At 42.7% G+C, this 15,429-nt stretch carries 17 protein-coding genes; 16 read left to right on the forward strand and 1 reads right to left on the reverse strand.

Annotated elements, in window-relative coordinates; translation table 11 throughout:
* Positions 1-126 precede the first annotated feature (126 nt).
* The 15 genes from Q7O90_RS05810 to Q7O90_RS05880 all read left to right on the forward strand — a co-directional run bounded on the left by Q7O90_RS05810 (position 127) and on the right by Q7O90_RS05880 (position 13,961).
* Positions 127-1,458: a sensor histidine kinase gene (locus Q7O90_RS05810; protein WP_304128539.1), complete on the forward strand. Its 1,332-nt coding sequence runs from the start codon at positions 127-129 to the stop codon at positions 1,456-1,458.
* On the forward strand, positions 1,440-2,297 hold the full coding sequence (locus tag Q7O90_RS05815) for a response regulator (RefSeq protein WP_304128541.1): 858 nt from the start codon (positions 1,440-1,442) through the stop codon (positions 2,295-2,297). The genes Q7O90_RS05810 and Q7O90_RS05815 overlap by 19 nt, the downstream gene beginning before the upstream one ends.
* 152 nt (positions 2,298-2,449) lie before the next feature.
* Positions 2,450-3,364, forward strand: a complete 915-nt coding sequence (locus tag Q7O90_RS05820) for a DMT family transporter (RefSeq protein WP_304128542.1) — start codon at positions 2,450-2,452, stop codon at positions 3,362-3,364.
* A 126-nt stretch (positions 3,365-3,490) separates the two neighbouring features.
* Positions 3,491-4,588 carry an ornithine cyclodeaminase family domain gene (locus tag Q7O90_RS05825; protein ID WP_304128544.1) on the forward strand — a complete coding sequence of 366 codons (1,098 nt, stop codon included), beginning with the start codon at positions 3,491-3,493 and terminating at the stop codon, positions 4,586-4,588.
* A 195-nt stretch (positions 4,589-4,783) separates the two neighbouring features.
* Positions 4,784-5,203, forward strand: coding sequence for a DUF3842 family protein (locus Q7O90_RS05830; RefSeq protein WP_304128546.1), 420 nt, complete (start codon positions 4,784-4,786; stop codon positions 5,201-5,203).
* A gap of 105 nt (positions 5,204-5,308) precedes the next feature.
* Entirely contained in the window at positions 5,309-6,304 is a 996-nt protein-coding gene (locus Q7O90_RS05835; RefSeq protein ID WP_304128548.1) for an ABC transporter permease, read from the forward strand.
* On the forward strand, positions 6,297-7,115 hold the full coding sequence (locus Q7O90_RS05840; RefSeq protein WP_304128550.1) for an ABC transporter permease: 819 nt from the start codon (positions 6,297-6,299) through the stop codon (positions 7,113-7,115). The genes Q7O90_RS05835 and Q7O90_RS05840 overlap by 8 nt, the downstream gene beginning before the upstream one ends.
* Positions 7,116-7,191: 76 nt before the next feature.
* On the forward strand, positions 7,192-8,745 hold the full coding sequence (locus Q7O90_RS05845; RefSeq protein ID WP_304128552.1) for an ABC transporter substrate-binding protein: 1,554 nt from the start codon (positions 7,192-7,194) through the stop codon (positions 8,743-8,745).
* Between the two features lie 6 nt (positions 8,746-8,751).
* Entirely contained in the window at positions 8,752-10,314 is a 1,563-nt protein-coding gene (locus tag Q7O90_RS05850; protein ID WP_304128555.1) for an ATP-binding cassette domain-containing protein, read from the forward strand.
* 38 nt (positions 10,315-10,352) lie between these two features.
* Positions 10,353-11,165 carry an ATP-dependent sacrificial sulfur transferase LarE gene (gene larE / locus Q7O90_RS05855; RefSeq protein WP_304128557.1) on the forward strand — a complete coding sequence of 271 codons (813 nt, stop codon included), beginning with the start codon at positions 10,353-10,355 and terminating at the stop codon, positions 11,163-11,165.
* A 122-nt stretch (positions 11,166-11,287) separates the two neighbouring features.
* Positions 11,288-12,049, forward strand: a complete 762-nt coding sequence (gene larB / locus Q7O90_RS05860) for a nickel pincer cofactor biosynthesis protein LarB (protein ID WP_304128559.1) — start codon at positions 11,288-11,290, stop codon at positions 12,047-12,049.
* Between the two features lie 276 nt (positions 12,050-12,325).
* Positions 12,326-12,613: a 30S ribosomal protein S6 gene (gene rpsF / locus Q7O90_RS05865; RefSeq protein ID WP_304128561.1), complete on the forward strand. Its 288-nt coding sequence runs from the start codon at positions 12,326-12,328 to the stop codon at positions 12,611-12,613.
* 15 nt (positions 12,614-12,628) lie between these two features.
* Entirely contained in the window at positions 12,629-13,078 is a 450-nt protein-coding gene (locus tag Q7O90_RS05870) for a single-stranded DNA-binding protein (RefSeq protein ID WP_273067011.1), read from the forward strand.
* 27 nt (positions 13,079-13,105) lie between these two features.
* Positions 13,106-13,348 (forward strand): 30S ribosomal protein S18, encoded by a 243-nt coding sequence (gene rpsR, locus Q7O90_RS05875; RefSeq protein WP_106057779.1) that lies wholly within the window; start codon positions 13,106-13,108, stop codon positions 13,346-13,348.
* A gap of 229 nt (positions 13,349-13,577) precedes the next feature.
* On the forward strand, positions 13,578-13,961 hold the full coding sequence (locus Q7O90_RS05880; protein WP_304128564.1) for a hypothetical protein: 384 nt from the start codon (positions 13,578-13,580) through the stop codon (positions 13,959-13,961).
* A gap of 124 nt (positions 13,962-14,085) precedes the next feature.
* Here the strand turns inward: Q7O90_RS05880 and Q7O90_RS05885 are convergent, their stop codons facing one another.
* Positions 14,086-14,418: a cupin domain-containing protein gene (locus Q7O90_RS05885; protein ID WP_106057781.1), complete on the reverse strand. Its 333-nt coding sequence runs from the start codon at positions 14,416-14,418 to the stop codon at positions 14,086-14,088.
* A gap of 247 nt (positions 14,419-14,665) precedes the next feature.
* On the opposite strand from Q7O90_RS05885, the gene Q7O90_RS05890 reads away from it, so the two are divergent.
* A complete protein-coding gene (locus tag Q7O90_RS05890) occupies positions 14,666-15,289 on the forward strand; it encodes a cyclodeaminase/cyclohydrolase family protein (RefSeq protein WP_304128566.1) in 624 nt (207 codons plus the stop codon).
* Positions 15,290-15,429 lie beyond the last annotated feature (140 nt).

Genomic DNA, 15,429 nt, shown 5'->3' on the forward strand with positions numbered 1-15,429 from the left:
AAAATTTCTTAATAATGTGATCAAATATTTGCTTCGCCCCTTAATGGGGCGAGGCATTTTTTTATTGCTAGTAGCAGGTCAAGATAATATACTGTTATTGTATACACAAAGATCAAAGGAGCTGAAATGAATCACTATCTAGATAAACACAAGAACGTGCTTGCGATTGCGCTTGTTATATCAGTCGCGGCGCAGATAAACATAGATGCGCCCAAGGTAGCACCAGGATTCGTGTTCGCCATAGATGTAATCGTTCTTAATCTGTTCATTTTTTGCTTTTCAGATAAATATTCTGCTATGCAAATAGCTCTCATCTCTGCAGTTTTTTCTCCGACGTTCCGTTTTATTACGTCGATGAGCGCAGGTATGACTTTCAAGGAAAATGCGTTAAATTGTTTTCCTGATGCCATTTTCTTTATTACGTATGGTCTTATAATGACGATATGCCTTGTGGTATATAGAGACAAGAAAGTTCCGTTAATGTACTTTGGTATCTCGATTTTCGTAGCTGATTTTGTGGGAAATGCATCAGAAGTGTACGTGCTGTCTTTGATAAGAAATGGGAATTTCATATCAACAGATATGTTTAATACACTAATGATTATAGCGATGGCGAGGACAGGAATAGCGCTCGCAATAATTCTCAGTATGGAGTATTACACAAAGGTGCAGACGGAGCGTTCGCATAATCGCAAGATTCAATTCATGGTGGATCAAAGTGTAACTATATCTGATGAGATGAGATTTATACTCAACAATAAGGAGGATGTAGAGCGCGTCCTCAAAGAGGCATACGCTCTACATACTGACATGAAGGAGGCAGGGATTTCTGATGAGTTCACGAGACGCGCTCTCGAAATAGCTAGAGGGACACATGAGATTAAAGGCTGCTATCAAGAGATTCTAGATACGCTAGACAACCTAAATAGAAATTCTCAAGGTGAGCCAGATCTTCTGATGTCGGAAATCTTGAAGTTCATGAAGAGTAATGTCTTGAAGACTGCATTAACCAAGCATATGAATGTGAAGTTTGATATAGATCAGCGCATAGATTTCAAAGTCAAGGAGAGCTACAAGACGATTTCGGTTCTAAGGAATCTTACGGTTAATGCGCTAGAAGCATTTGAAGGCTCTGATGGAGAGATTAGAGTAATGGCTACCTGGTGCAGACACAGCAGCCTAGGACCGTGTCACCGTATTGAAGTCGAAGATAATGGCCCTGGAATCGATGAGGCGGATATCGAAACAATATTTCTTCCAGGGTATTCTACCAAGATGAACATGGACACAGGAATTGTGCAGCGAGGACTTGGACTCTCGCTTGTACGAGACTATGTAGAGAATGACTTCGGTGGCAGAATCAAAGTTAAGAATCGAAAAGAAGGTGGTACTAGATTCGTAATCGAGATACCACCGGGAAATTTTGAGGAGGAAACCAGATGGATTTTTACATCCTAGATGACGATATAGCGGTTGTAAAAACGCTGAAACACATAATTACGGAGAGGAAAATCGGTACAGTTATCGGATATAACACCGATGTTGAGTGTGCGATTGAGGATATAAAAGAAGAAAATCCATCGATAATAATGGTGGATTTCATGATGAAAGAGATGGACGGAATCACCTTTATTAAGGAAGTTAAAAAGTTCAATCGCGAGGTGGCATTTATCATGATCTCTAAATTATCCGATAAGTCTCTAGTAAATCAGGCTTATGATGCAGGAGTCGAGTTCTTCGTAAGCAAGCCGATTAACGTGTTAGAGATTGAACGCGTGTGCCAGAACATAATTGAGAGAATAAGGCTCAAGAAAGTTGTGGATAACATTCAAAATGTATTCATGGAGGTTAATAATTCTAGCGACGGGGTACAAGCTAAGAGGGAATTGACCGCTGAAAGGAAGCAAAACTGGCTAGATGTTCTGCTCGGATCGCTTGGCATACTTGGGGAAAAAGGAACTAACGATATACGCAAGATTTACGCGTGCATGGAGAAGAGCAATAGTGCATATTCTAAGCATATTTTAGGTGACGTTGCTCGATCACTTGGAGATAGCGAAAAAAATGTTGAACAACGAGTAAGAAGGGCTCTTAAAAAAGCGTTAAGTAATGTTGCGGCAGCAAAGATTGATATGGTTCAGGACGATATTCAGATATATGCAAAATATGTATTTGATCATCTTTCTATCAAAATGGAAGTCAACTTTCAAGAAGGACTTTCGCCAGCAGGAGGGCGAGTTAGTATCTCGAAGTTCATGGATGGGCTTAATGTATATCGGGACTTTATTGAGGAATAAATTTTGCGAATAAAAGAAAAATAATTAAAAAACATGTATTATAATAAACTTGCGGAATCTTTATGAGGTTCTGTGAGTTTTTTTGAAGTCATACTGACAAGATAATAACGAAATTATTTCTAGTAAAGTAAAGACATGAAAGGAGTTGTCTTATGCAGAAGTCAGGTAGCATTAAAGGTAAACTTTTACTACTATTTATCGCGGTTGCATGGGGAAGTTCGATGGTAGTCATTAAAGGCTCTACGGACTTTATCCCACCAGGTATGCTTCTTGCACTACGTTTTACGATTGCAAGTGTCATACTAGCTCTTATTTATCGCAAGCAGCTTAAGCTTATAGATAAAGATTATATCAAGGCGGGTATTTTCATCGGCGTATGCTTATTCTGTGCATACTTCACGCAGACTATCGGAGTTATGCTTGAGATGCCTGGAAAGAGCCACTTCCTCTCATCCGCATACTGCGTATTTGTACCGTTTATCGGATGGATAGTTCTTAGAGAAAAACCAAAGATGTACCACATCGTTGCTGCGACAATGTGTGCAGTCGGCATCATATTCGTATCGGTTGCAGGAACATTTAGCATCAGCTTTGGCGATAGTATCTCAATTCTAAGCTCACTGTTCTGGGCTGCTCAGATTATCGCTATTGCTAAGTGGGGTAAGGATAAGGATCCAGGAATCATCACAATGCTACAGTTCATAGTATCTGCAGTCTTGGCATGGGGATTCACCTTAACACAGGAACATCTCGGGAAAGTGCAGGTTAACGGAGAAGTAATCTTTGGAGTTCTTTACCTAGGTATAGTTTGTTCAGGACTTTGCTTCCTCTTCCAGACTATTTCACAGAAGACAGAGTCACCTACAAGTGTATCTATCATACTAAGCTTTGAGAACATCTTCGGCATAGTGTTCGGAATGGTATTCTTCAACGAGACGATGACTGTGAATAAGGCTATAGGATTCGTACTCATGTTTGCCGCTATTCTAATCGCAGAACTACAGCCAAGCTTCCTAAAGAGCAAGGCAGATAAGGCAAGAGAAGCGCAAGAAGAACAGACTGCGTAAACTCGTAAAAGTAACGTGATAATACATATTATTGCGCATTATCGAACATTATCGAGTAAAATCGTAGAACTGTACATGTTAAAATAATCGTTATTATCAAAAATCAGATGTACAAGGAGACTGATTATGGCATTCGAACTAAAAAAATATACGCATCCAGATTTCGCTGAGCAGAAATTTATTGATTCACCAGATTGCAGACTTGAGGAAGCACCTAAGGATGGTGTAGTTCCATTTGACTTCCACGCACTAAGTATTTTCCCTGAGTACTTCAAGATCAACGGAGAATGGTTGCTCTGTGAAGAGAGCAGAATGGACACAGTTCCAGTATACGATGGCGGAAAGGTACTCGCTCTAGAGGCAAGAAGAGTTAAGAAAGGACAACTTGTAGTTTGCGGACGTACAGAGTGCTGCGAGGAAGGAATCTACATGCACGCCGATGGATTCAATGAAAACACAGGCGTAAAGGCAGATACATTTGCATTTAGAACAGGACGTTCGAGAGAGACTGCATTTTCCAAGGATTTCGACGAAATCGTTGAGCTACTGAAGCACGAGAAGGATAACGGGAAGGTTGTTTGGGTTATGGGACCTGCTTTCTCGTTCGATATCAAGGCTAGAAGAGCTCTTTCGGCACTCATCGAAAATGGATATGCTCATGCAGTTCTAGCAGGAAATGCTCTAGCTTCTCATGACCTTGAAGGTGCGTATATGCAGACAGCTTTAGGGCAGAATATCTATACGCAGGAGAACGTGCCAAATGGTCACTATAACCACCTAGACTTGATCAACAGAGTAAGAGCTGCTGGATCTATGAAAGCATTTGTTGAGCAGGAGAATCTAGATAATGGCGTAATGACAGCGGCTATCAAGAATGATGTTCCTATAGTGCTCGGTGGTTCAATCCGTGATGATGGACCTCTTCCAGAGGTGTACGGAGATTGCTACGATGCACAGGACGCTATGAGAGCGCATGTTAGCAAAGCGACGACTGTAATTACAATGGCTACAATGCTTCATTCAATCGCTGTTGGTAACATGACACCAAGCTTCCGCGTGCTAGAGGATGGAACAATTCGTCAGACATATTTCTACGTTTGCGATGCATCTGAATTTGTAGTAAATAAGCTGGCTGATAGAGGATCCCTCTCTTCGAAGGGTATCATAACAAATGCACAGGACTTCATCTGCAATATCGCCGACGGTCTTGGATTAAAGTACTAATAGTTTTTGTATAAAAGCATAATTAGTAGCAGCATAAAAGTACATAACAACACATAACAAAGAAGATAATTCCATACAGACTCGCCTAATTGTGGTAACTTAGCTCGCCCCAGAAAAAAGCGCATTGAACTATGTTATAATAATTATCGTCATTAGAGTGCATGAAGCACTTGATATAATAAGAGAGGCGATAACATGAATATACTAGTAATCGATGCGCAAGGTGGCGGCATAGGACGCCAGCTGGTAGCTAAGCTGATAGAGAGGATCCCAGAAGCAGATATAGTAGCTGTAGGGACCAATAGCATGGCAACGAATGCCATGCTTAAAGCAGGAGCGAAAAAAGCGGCGACAGGTGAGAATGCTATCAGGTACTGCGCATCGCAGGCAGAGATTATCACAGGACCAATTGGTATTCTTGTTGCTAATGCGATGCTTGGAGAGATATCTCCAGCCATAGCGGAAAGCGTAGGTTCTAGCACCGCCCCGAAGGTGCTAATTCCGACTGCGCATTGTAACACCATAATTGCAGGCACTAAAGCGCTACCAGTAAAAGATAGTATCGAAGATGCGGTCGAAAGAATCGTAAGAATCTATGGTGGCGACGACAATTAAATAGCCTTTATAAAACATTAACCAAGCCAAGAAGGCCGGATAGATTGCTGAAGCAATCATACCCGGTCTTTTTATACGCAAATTTACAGGAGTAACTATATTCACATGGATTATGAGAGAAAGAGCACATTTAAATATGCCCTATGCAGAATCGCCGAGATGATTCTCATATTGCTCATTCTCTCAATGATTGTGTTTGCGCTATCCCGTCTCTGTCCCGGGGATCCGCTCCGTTCGTGGTACGGAGATGGTGTGGACAGAATGAGTGCGGCGCAAAAAACTGCTGCTCGTGAGAGTCTAGGCTTAGAGAAGTCGCTTCCAGTTCAGTACGGCATATGGCTTAAAGATCTAGCTCATGGGGAACTAGGATTATCGTACAAGTACAAGAGACCTGTTGCTGAGGTAATTTGTGACGTGCTCGCAAATACAATAGTATTTGGATTAACAGCTTATATCATGACCTTCGTGCTGGCTTTTCGTCTCGGAAGATTGTCGGCGAAGCGAGAAGGTACGAAGCTCGATAGATTCATTTGCAAGGCAGGGGTAATATCGGGAAACATACCAGTATTCTTTTTATCTCTGATATGCATATTGATATTTGCGGTAAATCTCCGAATCTTGCCAACTGGAGGGGCTTACTCGTACGGGGCTGAAGGAAATCTCCTGGACAGAGCCTGGCACCTCGTACTGCCAGTATTTGTAATCGTTATAGGGCATCTGTGGTATTACTCGTATATGGTGCGAAATCTGCTACTCGAGGAAATGCGCAAAGAATACGTGCTGCTTCTCAAGGCAGAGGGAATGCCTCGCACTAAGGTAATCAATAATTACTGCATGAAGAATATCCTGCCACCGATGATAACCATCATGGCAATCGCAGTTCCACATCTCCTTGGTGGGACATATGTCGTAGAGATGGTATTCGGCTATCCAGGGCTAGGACGGCTCAGCTTCGAAAGCGCTCTATATAAGGATTACAACATGCTGATGGCGACAACACTTCTCACAGGAAGCGTGGTTGTGATCTCAAATTATCTTGCACAGATAATAGGTGAGAAAATCGACCCGCGGATGCGTCATGAGGAGGGTTCGTATGAATAGGAAGCAAAGACCAAAGATTGCCATAGCTATACTTACGATCAGCGCAGTCCTGAGCGTATTTGCCGGATTCATAGCTCCATATAAACCAAATTTCATGAATGAGTATGCCATCGGAACATCCCCATCGATGGGCCATATATTTGGAACAGATAATTTGGGAAGGGATTTATTCTCTATGATTCTATATGGCGGAAGGGCAAGCCTGACGATTGGAATCGCAAGCGCTTTAATAGGAACGCTAATTGCAGCAGTGTACGGAACACTGAGCGGGATGGCAAATAAACACGTGGATAGACTGATGATGAAAGCTACGGATTTGTTCATGAGCATTCCAGCATTATTGCTTGTAATCGTTCTGGAGGCTATCTGGGGAGAAGCTAGCTACACATCATTATCACTGGTAATCGGGATAACGAGCTGGATGCAGATGTCGAAAGTCATCAGGAGCGAGGTGATACGGCTCAGGAAAAGTGAATTTGTAATAGCCGCAGAGATGTACGGGGGAAGCTTCTGGTACATTTTACGTAGGCATTTATTTCCGAACTACTTTTCATCGATTATGTTTATGGCAGTAAGCAACGTGGGCTCTGCGATAATAGTAGAATCGACGCTTAGCTTTATGGGACTTGGGCTACCGATATCAGAGATATCATGGGGGAGCCTTATGTCTCTCTCGCAAGACGCACTGCTATCCGACCAATGGTGGATGATTATAATTCCGGGACTTATCTTGATAAGTGTTCTGGTATCCATAACGGAGATTGGGGAATACATCAGATGGCGCAATACCTCCAAGGGTAGCAACATTTAAATGTAAACACACAAGTACATGTGTGGGGTTAGGACTATAGATTAAGAAATTAATTTATTTGAAAGGACACACATTTATGAAAACTCACTTTAAAAAAATTGCGGCTCTTGCCGTCACTCTAATCATGATTATTTCACTTTCCGCATGTGGCTCGAAGAGCGAAAATGATGCGGACACGCTGGTGTACGGAAGTCATGACTATACAGCTATAAATCCTGCTCTCTATGAGCATGGAGAAATTAACTCCTTGATATTCGCTGGGCTTACGGCACATGACAAGGATAACAAGCTCGTACCTGCACTCGCTGAGACGTGGGAGTACGTTTCAGCGACTCATACATGGACATTCCACCTAAAGGATGGACTGAAGTTCCATGACGGAAAAGAGCTTACTTCGGAGGATGTTAAGTTTACTCTAGAGGCAATTCTCGAGAAGAAAAACAATTCCGAGATTATCTCCAACTATCAGGACATTGAAAATATCACTTGCCCAGACAAGAAGACAGTTGTTATTAAGCTGAGTAAAGAAAATGTAGCATTTGCGGACTACATGACTATCGGGATTCTGCCTAAGCACATTCTTAAGGGCAAGAAGCTCGCGACTGCAGAGTTCAACCAGAAGCCAGTAGGAGCAGGTCCATATAAGTTAACTAGCTGGGATGAAGGACAGAGTATAACCCTCGAGAAGTTTGATGGTTACTACGCTGGAAAACCTCACATCAAGAAGATTATTTTCAAGATTGTAGAGGATAGTGACGCAAGGTTGCTGCAGCTAAAGTCTGGAGATCTAGATATGGCGCAGATTGAGCCTAAGCAGGCGAAGAGCCTCAAGAAGGACAGCAAGGAATTCGATATCTATCGCATGAACACAGCGGATTATCGTGCAATTGCGTATAATTATGCTGGAAGCAAATTGTTTAAGACATACCCAGAGCTCGCAAATATATTGAGCTATGGAATAGATAGAGAAGCTATCATTAAGAGCACACTGCTCGGAGAGGGTCAGGTGGCTTATTCACCAATTCAGAAAAATAAATTTAACAGCAGTAACATCGAAAAGTTCGAATATAATCCAGAGAAGATGGAGCAACTATTGCAGCAGGACGGTTGGACTAAAAATAAGAAAGGTATCTATGAGAAGAATGGTACTGAACTTAAGTTTACAATCACTGCGATGGCAAATGACAAGGTTCGCGTAGATATGGCGAAGATGTGCAGTGAACAGCTCAAGGCACACGGGATATCGGTAAAGGCCGAGGCTAGAAAAGAGCTCGATTGGGAGAAACAGGATGCCACAATAATTGGATGGGGTAGTCCATTTGATGCAGATGATCATACGTACAAGATATTCACATCTGAAGCTGGGGATAATTATACAGGATATGCAAATCCAGCGGTAGATGAAGCGCTGGCAAAGGCTAGGGCGACGACTAAAGAGCCTGAGAGACAGAGATATTACTCAGAGTTCCTCAGAGCCATGACTAAGCAGATGCCTTACACGTTCATCGCATACATAGATGCTGACTATGCGGTTAAGAAGGATATCAAGGGAATAACAAAGGACACAATGCTAGGACATCACGGAGTTGGAATCTTCTGGAACGTAGCAGATTGGAAATTGGAGAAATAATAATATATGACAGAAAATAGAAGCAACACAGAACTTCTTAATATCGAGGATTTCAGTATGTGCTTCGACGGGAAGCAGGGGGTAGTTCATGCTGTTCAAGGCGTTTCTCTTACAGTGAGAACAGGAGAAATCGCCGCAATCGTTGGCGAGTCAGGCTCAGGCAAGACGGCGCTCTGCTTCTCAATTTTAATGCTACACAGACATCACGCGAGGCATCTATCGGGAAGCATATGCCTATCTGGGAAAGATGTCACTAAGATGGGAGAAAAGGAGCTTGAACAAATTAGGGGCAAGGCGGCTTCAATAGTGTTCCAAGATCCACTTAATTCACTAGATCCTGTAAGAACTGTTGGGGAGCAGATTACTACCCCTATGAAACTACACGAAGATGGTGAGCCTGTGGATGCAGAACGAGAATACGACGAGAGGGCAGTAGGATTACTTAGAGAAATGGGCATGAAAGATGCTGAGAAATACTTATCCTGTTACCCACATCAGCTGTCTGGCGGGCAGAGGCAGAGGGTTGCGATTGCGATTGCTCTTGCATGTGACCCTGCGCTAATCATCGCTGACGAGCCTACTACAGCGCTTGATCCTAGAAATCAAAAGCAGATAATATCAGTGCTGAAGAGGCTGGCTGAAGAGAGAGATAAGGGCATCCTATTCATCACTCATGACCTCGGATTAGCGCGCGAATTAGCGACTAAAATTGCAGTTATGAAGGATGGAAGGTTTGTCGAAGTTGCCGAAGCTGAAGAGATCTTTGAACATCCAAAGCATGAGTATACTAAAGCTTTAGTTAGGTATTCTCAATATGGCAAAATGGGAAGTCATTATCATGGAAACTTTGGTCAGATGATTGGTAATCGAGATGAAATAACCATTTCGAGTGAAATAACAGATCAAGTGGAATCCTCCGAAAAAATAATGATTGCCAAAGATATAGACATGATCTACAGAACCGAGAAGCACGGATGTAAGAAGGTTCTATCAGGATACTCATTAGATGTAGTGAAAGGCGAAATCCTTGGACTTGTGGGACAATCGGGCTGTGGGAAGTCTACCTTGGCGAGGATCATCATGGGACTCACCATACCTAATGGCGGAAGCGTAAAATGGGGAAGATGCGGAAGCAGGGATAGGCGTGAGGTTCGTACGCAGATGATTTTTCAAGACTCTGCATCGGCATTCAATCCGCGCATGACTATCGAGGAGATAATCTCAGAACCGCTCGTAATTGCCAGAGTAGGAAGCAGAGAAGAGAGACGAAGTAAAGTCATAGAAGTTATGAAACAGGTCCATCTTGAGGAACAGCTCATGGATAGATATCCTTACGATGTGTCGGGAGGACAGCGCCAGAGGGCGGCAATTGCAAGAGCACTTATAACAGAGCCAGAATTTATAATAGCAGACGAACCACTGTCATCTCTCGATGTGCCAACACAGGCCGAGATAGTTCATCTGCTAAGAGAATTACACGAAAAAAGACAGCTGACGATGATTCTTATATCACATGACATCCCTATGGTTGAGCATGTGTGCGATAGAATCGTAAGCATGGACGAATAGAGAGGCATAAGAGTTAAACATCAGAAAAGGGGAAAACTATGGGAGTAACCGTAGCTGAGAGACAGAAAGAAGAACGTCTAAAGGAGTATATAAAAAATCTTGGCAGCATAGCCGTTGCTTTCTCGGGGGGAGTTGATTCTACATATCTCGCCAAGATTGCGCATGATGTGCTAGGAGATAAGATGATTGCGGTTACGGCGGAATCAGGGTCTTTTCCTAAGAGGGAAACTGGCGAAGCTGCTCATTTCTGCGAGGAGCAGGGCATCAGGCAAATTGTGGTGCAGACCAATGAGCTTGAGATTGAAGGGTTCAAAGAGAATCCACCAGATAGATGCTACATATGCAAGACAGGCATATTTACGCAGCTAAAGGAGCAGGCGGCTGAACTCGGAATAGAGTACGTAGCTGATGGTTCAAACGTAGATGATCTAGGTGATTACAGGCCGGGGCTACAGGCACTCAAGGAGCTAGATGTAAAGAGTCCGCTTAGAGAAGCTGACATGACCAAGCAGGATATCAGAAACCTATCGCATGAGCATGGTTTATGGACGTGGAATAAGCCCTCGGCAGCATGTCTGGCATCTAGGTTTGCATACGGCGAGACAATTACACTCGAGAAGCTAGGCATGGTTGAGCGAGCAGAACGGATTCTGGAAGATTATGGATTCATTCAAATGCGTGTTCGCATGCACGGGGAAAACCTCACGCGCATAGAGGTTACACCAGATGAGCTGGCGAGGCTCCTTGCTCTCAGAGAGGAAGTTGTAGCAAAGTTCAAGGAAGTAGGGTTCACCTATGTAACCATGGATCTACTCGGGTATAGAGTGGGTAGTATGAATGAGGTGCTATAAAGCACTTGAGCAATAAACTTATGATAGCGGGTGTGGACAAATAGCATGAGAAATCCGCAAATCATGAAATCCCACTAAAAATCATCGGCATAAAATTAAACATACATGGTAGGTATAGATAGATGAAAATAGCAGATGTATTAGACAAATATAAGGCCGGAGAGCTAGATATGGCCGAAGCTGAAACACTGATAAAAAGTAGCAGTTATGATGAGATGGGATTCGCGAAGCTAGATACTCAGCGCGAGCAGAGATCCGGCTTTCCGGAGGTAATATTCTGCGCTGGTAAGCCAGATGATTACCTCGTTTCGATATATCAGAAGATGGTCGCAAATGATGGCAGTGCCTTCGGGACTCGGGCGAGTCAGGAGCAGGCAGCGCTCGTTCAGGCGGCTGTTCCTGAAGTGGTGTATGATCCTGTCTCGCGGATCCTGAAGGTGGAGCCTGCTGGCGGCTACAAGAGGACTGGTGCTGGCGGTGTTGTTGCCGTCTGCAGCGCAGGCACTGCCGACATACCGGTTGCAGAGGAGGCTGCGCAGACTGCAGAATATTTTGGCGCTGAGGTGCTTCGCGTATACGATATAGGCGTGAGTGGTATCCACAGGCTTCTGTCAAAAGTTGATATCATACGCAGTGCCGATGCCGTTGTTGCAGTTGCGGGCATGGAAGGTGCGCTGCCGACAGTACTCGGTGGACTCGTAAGAAACCCAGTAATCGCAGTGCCTACATCTGTTGGTTATGGTGCGAATTTTCACGGACTTTCTGCCTTAATCACGATGATTAACTCATGTGCGAACGGTATCTCTGTGGTAAACATAGATAACGGATATGGGGCAGGATATATCGCGACGCAGATAGGCAGACTGGCTGCTACAGGAAGGTAGCTCGAAGCAACTAAATATTCGAATATTTGCCATAGTGATATTGCAATATGAATTTATGATATATAGATGCAGACGAAGTCACAAATGCTGCTACAATATATGGTACTTCGGGTGCCGGAATAGCACAGAGAGGCGAACTGGTTTTTGAAGAGGTACAAGGAAATAGCTTCTAAGCCTTGAATTTCTACGATAAATCAGTATAATTAAACGGTATGGCTTGAATACGCAAGCCAAATCCTGCACCGAAAGGTGCCGTAGGCCATAGGAGGTGAAAACATGAGAGATTACGAAGTAATGTTCATTCTTGACCCAACTCTAGATGAGGAAGTGAAGAACTCCACAATCGAGAACGTTAAGAACATCATCAATGAAGATGGTGAGGTTGGCGAAGCTGATGTATGGGGCAACAAGAAGCTTGCTTATCAGATCAACAAGAAGAAAGAAGGATTCTACGTAGTTGTTCCTTTCAAGGCTAGCACTGAGCTACCTAAGGAGCTTGACAGAAGACTCAAGATTTCTGATGCGGTTATGAGACACATTATTGTTTGCCAGGACGAGAACTAAGTCGGGAGGTAAGCGATGAACAGTGTAATACTGATTGGAAGATTAACCAGAGACCCAGAGCTTACTTACACACCTAACAACCAGACAGCTGTTACGCACTTCAGCATTGCAGTTGACAGACCTGGCACGCAGGGGCGTGATAGACAGGCTGATTTTATAAGAATCACTGTGTTCGGTAAGCAGGCTGAGAACTGCGACAGATATCTGAGCAAGGGTCGTCAGGTAGCAATCAACGGTAGAATTCAGACGGGAAGCTACAAGAACAGAGAAGGACAGACTGTGTACACAACAGACGTAATCGCTAACAACGTCGAGTTCCTCGGCGGTGGTAACGGCGGAAACGATTCTGGATATAGTCGCAGATCCGAGAGCGAGCCTAGTGCATTTAACGATAACTTTAGCTCGCCGATGGAGCCTTCGATGCCTGATTCATTTGAGGCAACTGAAGAGGACATCCCGTTCTAAACATCTTGAGAAAGGAGTACAAGTCTAATGGAGAACAATAAGAGACGCGGCGGCATGAGAAGAAGAAAAGTATGCCAGTTCTGCGCAGATAAGGAAAAGAAGATCGATTACAAAGATGTAGAGACTCTAAAGAAGTACACTACAGAGAGAGGTAAGATTCTTCCTAGAAGAGTTACTGGTACATGCGCTATGCACCAGAGAGCAGTTACATCTGCTATTAAGAGAGCTCGTGTAGTAGCTCTAATGCCTTTCGATTCTGAAATCGAATAATAGAGAAACTCGTATTAATTATCAAATGTATCTAGTATGTATTTTATGTATTTGATAAATAGCTATGAGAAGCACAAAGATGCGCCTGTATATTTAAGGTGCATCTTTTTTATTTTGGATTAGGCAATTTGTGAATAAATGATGATATACTAACTCAAGCAATAAACTTGGTATAAGCGTGATTCATACTTGCATATAATAGAATCCATGTCAAACAAGGAGGAGCATCATGACTAACCTAGAACTAGAAGATAAATTACGATTATTAAAAGATGGATTAACTGAATTAGCAACAGAAATTGGTGATACTCAAATAAACCCCAAATCCCTTAGCTTATTATGTTTAGATTTTGATGTCCCAGTTGATGTAAGGGATTCATGGATATTAGAATTTCAAAAATTATCCGATATAGAGTATGAGAAGTACTCGAGCAAAGAAATAATTTCTATATTTCGTAATAAAATGCAAGAAAGGTTTGACCCTGCAAAAGAGTTTAGTGATTTAATAGTTTTTTCGTTTATAAGAGTCATATCAAAGAATTTAGTTGAAGAGCTCTATCCTTTATCTTGTTTATTGGAGATAGAGTTTTCTTTAACAGCAGATTTAAATTAAAATAAAAATCTCTATACCGGTACCCAGTATAGAGGTTTTTTTAAACATATGTAATTTTGTATTACCACTATCAATAGTTAGTGCGTACTGAATCAAGGGATTACTGGTAAGTCCTATTAGGGCTCTAGAATACCACCACGAGCAGCATTTTGAAACGCTCCTGACCGTATACTGCATGAGGGTGGCCAGCTGGCATTACAATCGATTCTCCTTCATGAAGCTCGTGAGGAATTCCGTCAATAGTGAGGCGGCCTACTCCGTCAAGGCAAGTTACAAATGCATCTCCGCCGGATTCGTGTGTACTGATTTCTTCGTCTTTATCAAAAGCGAATAGCGTAACACTAACAGCATCGTTCTGAGCGAGTGTCTTGCTTACCACCTGACCATCCTGATAATTAACTTCGTTCTTAAGTGTTAAAACTTCAGACTTGGATATGTTTTTCATAGGCTCTTTCATTTCGTTACCTCCTATATGTAAATTTCTTTTATGCAATGGTGCGAATTACTTCGCCTAAGTTGATTATATCCATCTAACCTGCAAATATTCGTAACATTCGTTACGCGGCATATAAAAATTTTACTTGCTCATTGTGTATTTATTCGTACAATTTTATAATGTATGTATGTAAAAGCTAGTGAATAAAGGCTTTTATAGTTACTAAAGCTTTGATTTATAAAATTAAGTGAGGAATACGGAGGGGAATATGGTAAATAAGTTGATAGATGAAAAAATAAATGATTACGTTGATGCGCTTAGCTCGGGAGCACCAACTCCAGGTGGCGGGGCTGTAGCAGCTTTAACTGCAGCGCAAGGCGCAGCGCTAATTATGATGGTTGCAAACTTAACTGTTGGTAAAAAGAAGTATGCTGAGTTTGAAGAGCTCAATGTAGCAGCGATAGAGGAAGCAAAGGGATATTTAGAGCAGCTTATGGCTGGAGTGGACGAAGATAAAAAGGCTTTTGGGCAGGTTGCAAGCGCATATGGAATGCCTAAGGAAACTGATGAGGAGAAGGCAGCGCGCAGTGAGGCGATTGCCATCGCCTCGGTCGGCGCAGCCGAAGCCCCGCTCAAAGTCATGAGAGCGGGCACCTGCGCGCTCAGACTCACAGACAGTCTGATTGGCAAATCCAACAAGCAGCTGGTAAGCGATCTGTACGTAGCTGCTCTAAATCTAAATGCAGGCGTTCAGGCAGCAGAATTCAATGTGTCGGCGAACGTACCATATATTCCTGATCGAGAGCTTGCAGAGAGCTGGAAAAAGGAATCAGAAAAGCTGTCAGAAGAGGCAAATACTGTATCTGCAAAAATACTTTGTAGCAAAAAATAATATTTTGTGCAAAAAATATGCGTAAAAGACTTAAAATCATTGGTTTTTAGAAAATAAGCTCTAAATGAAACATAAATTATAGTAAACATTTCACACAACCTTCACACAAGGTGTTTTAATAGATGCTATACTTCTAATTG

It is taken from the genome of Mogibacterium diversum (genome assembly GCF_938028775.1).
In the GTDB taxonomy this organism is placed as follows: Bacteria; Bacillota; Clostridia; order Peptostreptococcales; family Anaerovoracaceae; genus Mogibacterium; species Mogibacterium diversum_A.

Excerpts from the sequence above, each read along its gene's own strand:
- Q7O90_RS05810 (WP_304128539.1), top strand. The coding sequence starts at position 127 with ATGAATCACTATCTAGATAAACACAAGAACGTGCTTGCGATTGCGCTT.
- Q7O90_RS05815 (WP_304128541.1), top strand. The coding sequence starts at position 1,440 with ATGGATTTTTACATCCTAGATGACGATATAGCGGTTGTAAAAACGCTG.
- Q7O90_RS05820 (WP_304128542.1), top strand. The coding sequence starts at position 2,450 with ATGCAGAAGTCAGGTAGCATTAAAGGTAAACTTTTACTACTATTTATC.
- Q7O90_RS05825 (WP_304128544.1), top strand. The coding sequence starts at position 3,491 with ATGGCATTCGAACTAAAAAAATATACGCATCCAGATTTCGCTGAGCAG.
- Q7O90_RS05830 (WP_304128546.1), top strand. The coding sequence starts at position 4,784 with ATGAATATACTAGTAATCGATGCGCAAGGTGGCGGCATAGGACGCCAG.
- Q7O90_RS05835 (WP_304128548.1), top strand. The coding sequence starts at position 5,309 with ATGGATTATGAGAGAAAGAGCACATTTAAATATGCCCTATGCAGAATC.
- Q7O90_RS05840 (WP_304128550.1), top strand. The coding sequence starts at position 6,297 with ATGAATAGGAAGCAAAGACCAAAGATTGCCATAGCTATACTTACGATC.
- Q7O90_RS05845 (WP_304128552.1), top strand. The coding sequence starts at position 7,192 with ATGAAAACTCACTTTAAAAAAATTGCGGCTCTTGCCGTCACTCTAATC.
- Q7O90_RS05850 (WP_304128555.1), top strand. The coding sequence starts at position 8,752 with ATGACAGAAAATAGAAGCAACACAGAACTTCTTAATATCGAGGATTTC.
- larE (WP_304128557.1), top strand. The coding sequence starts at position 10,353 with ATGGGAGTAACCGTAGCTGAGAGACAGAAAGAAGAACGTCTAAAGGAG.
- larB (WP_304128559.1), top strand. The coding sequence starts at position 11,288 with ATGAAAATAGCAGATGTATTAGACAAATATAAGGCCGGAGAGCTAGAT.
- rpsF (WP_304128561.1), top strand. The coding sequence starts at position 12,326 with ATGAGAGATTACGAAGTAATGTTCATTCTTGACCCAACTCTAGATGAG.
- Q7O90_RS05870 (WP_273067011.1), top strand. The coding sequence starts at position 12,629 with ATGAACAGTGTAATACTGATTGGAAGATTAACCAGAGACCCAGAGCTT.
- rpsR (WP_106057779.1), top strand. The coding sequence starts at position 13,106 with ATGGAGAACAATAAGAGACGCGGCGGCATGAGAAGAAGAAAAGTATGC.
- Q7O90_RS05880 (WP_304128564.1), top strand. The coding sequence starts at position 13,578 with ATGACTAACCTAGAACTAGAAGATAAATTACGATTATTAAAAGATGGA.
- Q7O90_RS05885 (WP_106057781.1), bottom strand. The coding sequence starts at position 14,418 with ATGAAAGAGCCTATGAAAAACATATCCAAGTCTGAAGTTTTAACACTT.
- Q7O90_RS05890 (WP_304128566.1), top strand. The coding sequence starts at position 14,666 with ATGGTAAATAAGTTGATAGATGAAAAAATAAATGATTACGTTGATGCG.